At 76.8% G+C, this 6,544-nt stretch carries 5 protein-coding genes; 2 read left to right on the top strand and 3 right to left on the bottom strand.

Annotated features, from left to right (window positions below):
- Positions 1 to 174: 174 nt before the first annotated feature.
- The 3 genes from BN2279_RS10170 to BN2279_RS10160 all read right to left on the bottom strand — a co-directional run bounded on the left by BN2279_RS10170 (position 175) and on the right by BN2279_RS10160 (position 5,637).
- Positions 175 to 831 carry a DUF6338 family protein gene (locus BN2279_RS10170; protein ID WP_159037187.1) on the bottom strand — a complete coding sequence of 219 codons (657 nt, stop codon included), beginning with the start codon at positions 829 to 831 and terminating at the stop codon, positions 175 to 177.
- A gap of 4 nt (positions 832 to 835) precedes the next feature.
- Positions 836 to 4,081: a CHAT domain-containing protein gene (locus BN2279_RS10165; RefSeq protein ID WP_059008379.1), complete on the bottom strand. Its 3,246-nt coding sequence runs from the start codon at positions 4,079 to 4,081 to the stop codon at positions 836 to 838.
- A 185-nt stretch (positions 4,082 to 4,266) separates the two neighbouring features.
- Entirely contained in the window at positions 4,267 to 5,637 is a 1,371-nt protein-coding gene (locus BN2279_RS10160) for an NAD(P)-binding domain-containing protein (RefSeq protein WP_059008378.1), read from the bottom strand.
- Between the two features lie 103 nt (positions 5,638 to 5,740).
- On the opposite strand from BN2279_RS10160, the gene BN2279_RS10155 reads away from it, so the two are divergent.
- Both BN2279_RS10155 and BN2279_RS27605 read left to right on the top strand, forming a co-directional pair.
- Entirely contained in the window at positions 5,741 to 6,124 is a 384-nt protein-coding gene (locus BN2279_RS10155) for an ArsR/SmtB family transcription factor (RefSeq protein ID WP_059008377.1), read from the top strand.
- Between the two features lie 121 nt (positions 6,125 to 6,245).
- A partial coding sequence (locus BN2279_RS27605; RefSeq protein WP_234347723.1) for a lasso peptide biosynthesis B2 protein occupies positions 6,246 to 6,544 on the top strand: 299 nt, incomplete at its 3' end.

Genomic DNA, 6,544 nt, shown 5'->3' with positions numbered 1-6,544 from the left:
GGTCGGGCGGTGGCCGCAGGGGGACGCGGGCGGCCGGGCGGTAGCCGCCGCGTTTGGTGCCGGGGCGGCGGATGAGGCGTGGCCGCGCCGCCGGTTCCGGATCGGGCGCGGCGTCCGGCCGGTCCGCCGGTTCGCCGTCCGGCAGGTCGTCGGGGCGGGTGTCCGGTGTGTCCGTCATCCCCATATCACCTCGATGTAAGCGATCTGGTCCCATCCGATGAGCAGCCCGACGCCCCGCATCCTGGGCCGGCCGTCCGGCTCCCGCAGGGGGTCGCCGGTGCCCGCTTCCAGCCACGCGGTGTCCGCCAGGTAGAGGTCGCGCTCCTGGCCGTACCCGGCGGCGTAGGCGCCGAGGCGGTCGTCGGGTGTGGTGTAGCTGCCGAACACCCAGCACTCTTCCCCGGGTTCGGTCTCCTTGAGCCGGATGCGGAGCCAGGCGGGCCGGCGGCTGGAGAACACGTGGTCCCAGGCGCGCGGCGCGGGTGCCCCTCCGGTCACCAGGCGGGACCACGCGTCGCCGCGGCGGGTGGCCAGCGCGACGATCCGCCCGGCGGCGGTGGGCAGCGCCGTGTAGGCCAGCACCGCCGGCCACAGCCACCAGGAGGCGTGGCCCTCGGCGAGGCGTCCGGTGACGATCTGTTCGCGGTAGAACCACCAGGTCACCGGGGCGAGCAGGGCGTGGAAGACCGCCGAACTGCCCGTGAACCGCAGCAGCCGGTCGGCGGCGGACAACCCCCAGTCGCCGAGCGTGCGTTCGAAGTCCCAGGTGTACAGGGCGCCGGGCAGCATGAAGACGAGCGCCACGACGAGCGCCTGGAACGTGCTGATCACCGGGTCACCCACCGGTGTGGAAGAAGGCGGACCAGGCCAGGGGGCTGGCGTCCTGACGCTGGTCCGGCCACTGCGCGCGCCCGGCCGGATCGAGGTCCGGCGGCGGCGCGAACGCCGGGGCCATGGGCAGCGCGGCGTGCTTCTCGGCGTTGGTGGCGTCCCGGAACCAGAGCTGGGCGCGGCGCAGCGCCTCGGCGACCGGCAGCCGCTCGCGTCGCCAGTGCTCGTAGAAGCGGGCCATCAGCGCCATGGTGGCCGCGCTGGGCACCTCCCACAGCGAGGCGACCACACCGGCGGCGCCGGCCTGGAGCACCGCGGTGGCCAGGCTGACGGCCTCGTCCGGGAGCGCGTCACCGACCATGCCGGTGCGGCACGCGGAGAGCGTCACCAGCCGGCTGCGGAACCCCGGCGCGGCCAGCAGGTCCCGGGCGGTGATCCGCTCGTCGCGGGCCATCACGAGACCGCCGTCGAGCGGGCGGGCCGGGTCGAAGTCCGCGTGGCAGGCGAAGTGGTGCACCTCGGCCTCGGTCAGCAGGCCCGCCACCCGGTCGCGGTCGGCCGCCGGGCCGGCGAGCACCCCGGCGATCCGCCCGGCGAACCAGCAGCACACGGCCGCCACCTCGTCCTCGGCGTCGGGCAGCGGCTCCCGGTCGACCGGGGCGGGGTCGGCGACCGCAAGGACGCGTGACGTGTCGTCCGGCAGGTCCTGGCAGCGGTCCAGCGAGACGGCCAGGGAACGGAGGGTCGGCGCGTAGCGGACCGCCAACCGGTCCAGCACATGGCGCCGGCCGGTGGGCGCTTGCGGATCGTTCCAGCCGGCGGCGTGCAGCGGGACCAGGGCGAGACCGCCCGTGGGGATCAGCACGGCTTCCCGGTGTCCGCGCAGCGCCGCCGTGACCGGCTCCATGACGCGCGTCCACAGCTCGCGCGAGAGCGCGTCGCACGCCTGCTCGGCCCGCTCGATGTCCTCCTCGTCCTCCGGCTCGGTCTCGGCCGCGCGCAGCCAGTCCGCGGCGACCCGCCGTTCCCACGCGCGGTCCAGCAGCGGCAGGTCCACGCGGACCACGGAGGCGGGCGCGTCCGGGGTCAGCAGCAGGGCGACACCGCCCAGGTCGGTGGCGCTCAGGTAGACGACCGGGCACCCGGCACGCCGGACGACGGCGGCGAGCGTGTCGAACGTGGGCGCGCGCAGGAAGTCCCGGTAGCCGGGCACCGCCCTGATCCGTTCGACGACCAGGGCCCAGTCCCGGCGGGCATCCTCCAGCGCGCGCACCCGCGCGTCCGGCCGTTCCCGCGGCGCGGTGGTGTCCGGGCCGGGGGAGCGTCCCAGCTCGGCGCGCTCCAGGTCGCTCAGCCGGTCCGCGGCGGCCCGGTACTCGGCCGCCAGGCCGCTGTCGCCGAGCCCGTCCAGGCCGGTCCGGCCGCGTTCCAGGGACTCCGACAGCATCAGCGCCCGCCCGGCCTCCAGGGTGACCACGGCCTGCCGCAGATCCTCCGGGTCGCCGGACCGGGAGAGCGCGAACGCGCCCCGGCCGCTCGCGTCGGTCGCGGACGTGATCGTCCACTCCTTGTGCTCGCGCAGCAGTTGCGCGCCGACCAGCCGGTGCAGCGACTCGGTGGCCCGCCGGTAGGCGTCCGCCGCGCCCGCCATGCCGGACCGGTAGGCCCGTTCCGGGTCGGTGAAGAACTCGCCGGGCGCGATGCCGCTCGCGCCCTTCCCGGCCGCGTTCCGGCAGGTCTCCCACTCGGTCTCGCCCCACACCCAGGCCAGGTCGAAGGCGTCCTTCGGCGCCCGGTCGGCCAGCGCGCGCAGCGCTGCGCGCAGCTCGTCCCGGGCCGCGCGGAGCTTCCGGGCGTCCTGGGCGACCGAGGCGCGCATCACCCGCATCACGGCCAGCCCGCCGGCGGGCGCGGCCGAGTCCGGCCGTTCGCGGACCAGCGCCTCCCGCACCCGGTCGGCCGCGTCGAAGTCGGCCAGGGAGCCGTCCCGCAACCCGCGCGCGGTCAGCGCGTCGGCCAGCAGGGGGCGCAGGTTGTCCCGCGTGCCCGGGTCGTCCCCGGCCGCGTCGAGGGCGTGCCGCAGGTGCTCGACGGCCTGGTCGAGGACACCGGGGTACGCGGCGTGGTCGGTGTTGTGCAGGGCCAGCAGGCAGCGGCCGAGCAGGCCCCGGGCCGTGGGCGAGGGCGCCGCGTCGTGCGCCTGCCGGGTCAGGTCGAGCGCGGAGTCCAGCTCGCCCAGCGCCCGGGGGCGGTCGGAACGCAGCAGCGCCTCGTGCCGGTGGTAGTGGAGGAAGCCGACGTTGTACAGGTGGACCGGCCGGCGGCTGTCCCCGGGCGTCAGCGAGTCCAGCGCCGCCCGGCCGGCCAGCACGGCCCGGTCCAGGTCGTACAGGGTGCCGGTCTCCTCGTACCGGCGGAGGGCCAGCGCGGCCTCGGCGCTCAGCACGTGCGGCCGGGCGTGGGAGGCGTGGGTCTCCGTCGCCGCGCGGGGCTCCTCGGCCAGCTCCCTGACGCGCCGCTCGTCGGCCGGGTCGCGGCGCAGCGCGTAACGGACGCGCAGCGCCTCGATCAGGTTCGCGCGCAGGGTGACCGGCAGGTTGGCCGCCAGGATGCCGGGCGGTGAGGCGGCGAGCTCCCGCTCGACCTGTTCCAGCAGGGCGATCCCCTCGTCCAGGTCGGCCTCCGGGGAGTCGAAGTCCCGGAACCGGCAGCACAGGGCCATGCCCAGGTTGAGGCGGTACGTCGGCCGCACGGGTATCCCGGCCGGGAGCAGGCGCAGTGCCTCCCGCAGGTGGGTGATGGCCTCCTCCAGCCGGTCGCGCCCGCCACCGGTCTCGTACTCGGCGAAGGCGAGCGCGCCCAGCGTCCCGCGGGCCAGGGCGTACTCGACGGAGCCGGGGGCGAGTCCCGCCACGGCCCCCGCCACCAGCGTCCGTCCCTCGGCCAGGTCCCCGGGCCGGCGGCGCCGGAACAGCAGGACGCCCAGGGACATCGCGGTCATCCCGGCGTCCTCGGAACGGGGTATCAGGCGGCGCGCCTCGCGCATCAGGTCGATCGCCCGGTCCAGGTCCTCCCCGGCGCCGTTCTCCAGGTGGCGCCGGTGGAGGCTGGACGAGAGGTTGAGCAGGGCGATCAACCGTTCCTCGCCGCCGCGCGCGGCGGCCAGCGCGGCCTCGTCGGCGCGCACCGTCTCCTCGACGCGTTCCGGTGGGATCATCTGGCTGTCGGGCCGGAACTGATAGTCACTCATGCCGACCCCGCCCCCTGTGCCGACGTCACCGATCAGCCCTCCCCTGGAGCCGGCGGGCGGGGCGCCGCGCCGGCGCCGGGGGGGGGGGGGGGGGGGGCTGGCTCTTTTACACCTCTCTCGTCGTTAGCTGAGGCGGCTCGACGTGGCGGCCCCGCACGTCACCGCCCTGCCCTCCGCCCGCACGGTCAGGGGGGTGAAAGCGACGGCCCCCGGCGAGGGCGCGGTCCGCCCCCCCCGGGGGCGGCGGGGCGGGGCCGACCGGGGCGGGGGGCGGGGGCGCAGCAGCCGCCGCCGCTGTCGGCGCCCGCCTCGTCGGACAGACCGGCGCCGCCGCACACGCCGGTCTCGGGCAGGGTCAACTCCACGCGACGCGCCGCCTCGTGGTCACCCGCCAGCGCGGCGGCGATCGAGCGGACCTGCTCGTGTCCGGTCATCGCGAGGAACGTCGGGGCGCGGCCGTAGGACTTCATCCCGGCCAGGAACAGCCCCTCCTCGGGGTGGGACAGCTCCGTGACGCCGTGGGGGCGGACCGTGCCGCAGGAGTGGACGTTGGGGTCGATCGACGGCGCCAGCGCGACGGGGGCGGAGAGCCGCTCGTCCAGGCCGAGGCGGACCTCGGAGAGGAACGACAGGTCGGGGCGCAGCCCCGTCAGCGCGATCACCTCGTCGACCGGCCCGGTGCGGCGGCCGTCGTCCGCCACCAGGACGAGCCGCTCGCCGTCGCGCTCCACGGCGGCGGTGCGGAACCCGTGGACGGCGGAGGCGTGCCCCGCCTCGACCGCCGCCCGGGCGCGCAGGCCCAGGGCGCCGCGGGCGGGCAACTGGTCGGCCTCGCCGCCGCCGAAGGTGTCCTCGCCGAGGCCCCGGCGCAGGACCCACACCGCGTGCGTGCCGCTCTCCTCGCGGGCCAGGTCCGCCAGCCCGGCGAGCGCGGTGAAGGCGGAGGCGCCGGAGCCGACGACGGCGGTGCGCTTCCCGGCGTAACGGGCGCGGACGGCCGGGTCGTCCAGGTCCGGCACGCGGTAGGCGATCCGGTCGGCCGCCGCGCTCTCGCCCGCCGCCGGGTAGCCGTCGGCGCCCAGCGGGCCGGGCCCGGCCCAGGTGCCGGAGGCGTCGATCACGGCGCGGGCGGTGACGCGTTCGCCGGTGGCGAGGTGGACGGTGAACGGCCGGCTGTCGCGGCCGGCGTCGACCACGCGGTCGCGGCCGGCGCGGGCCACCCCGGTCACGCGGGCGCCGTACCGCACCCGGTCGCCGAGGGCGTCGGCCAGGGGCTGGAGATACCGCTCGGCCCACTCGGCCCCGGTGGGGTAGGCACCCGCCTCCGGCCTGACCCAGCCGGTGGGGGCCAGGAGCTTCGCGGCGGCCGGATCGATCAGCTCCGCCCAGGTCGAGAACAGGCGGACATGCCCCCATTCCCGCACGGCGGACCCGGCGGCGGGGCCCGCTTCGAGCACGAGCGGGGTGATGCCGCGCCCGGCGAGGTGGGCGGCGGCGGCCAGTCCGACGGGGCCCGCGCCGATGACGGCGACGGGCGGGCGGGTGGTTTCCGACATGAAGGGCTCCTTCGCTCCGCGTCTCCGCTGAGGTCTCGTTGGATCGATATCCATCGATGCAGGGAACCTTGCCATCGGTATCGACAGACGTCAACATAGACGCATGTCGAATACGAGACCGGTGGAGCTGCCGCTGCTCCCCTCCGGGGACACGGACCAACGGGACACGGTGCCGTGCTGTCCGCCGCTGACCTCGGGGGAGTTGTCGCGGGCGGACGCGGAGCGGATGGCCGTGATGTTCAAGGCGCTGGGCGATCCGGTGCGCCTGCGGCTGTTCTCGAAAATCGCCGCCCACCCGGGCGGCGAGGCGTGCGTGTGCGACATCCAGGACGTCGGGGTCTCCCAGCCCACCGTCAGCCACCACTTGAAGAAGCTGCGCGAGGCGGGCCTGCTGACCTCCGAGCGGCGCGGCACCTGGGTCTACTACGCGGTCGCGCCCTCCGTCGTCGCCGCGATGGCCGCCATGCTCGACCTGCGCGACGCCTGACCCGCGCGGGGTCCTTCGCCGTACGGGCCGCTGAGCCCCGGATGCCTCGCGCGCCCTGCCCGGGGGAGCGGCGCGGCGCCACCCCGGCCGGATGGATCCGGCCGTCTCATGGGCACGTCGAATGCCCTCGAACCGGCGCCGCGACCGCCCTGGCGACGGCGCCCGGCCGTCCGGTCGGCCGCCGCCAGGCCGCCGGCCGCGCTGCCGCCCCGCCGGGCAGGGCTGCCTGCAACGTGCCCTGACCGCCGCGCTGTTGCGCCGCATGGGCGGCTCCTGGCCCACCCGGTGCACCGGGGTGCGCGTCGCGCCGTTCCGGGCCCACGTCTGGGGCGAGGTGGACGGCGTGCCCGTCGGGGAACCCGCGCCACCCGGCTACCGCACCCCGACCCTCACCGTTCCCCGGCGCCCGGACGCGGCCGG

Source organism: Streptomyces specialis (assembly GCF_001493375.1).
Taxonomy (GTDB): domain Bacteria; phylum Actinomycetota; class Actinomycetes; order Streptomycetales; family Streptomycetaceae; genus Streptomyces; species Streptomyces specialis.
The sequence above is the reverse complement of the archived record's forward strand: the minus strand, read 5'-3'. Positions and strand labels throughout refer to the sequence as shown.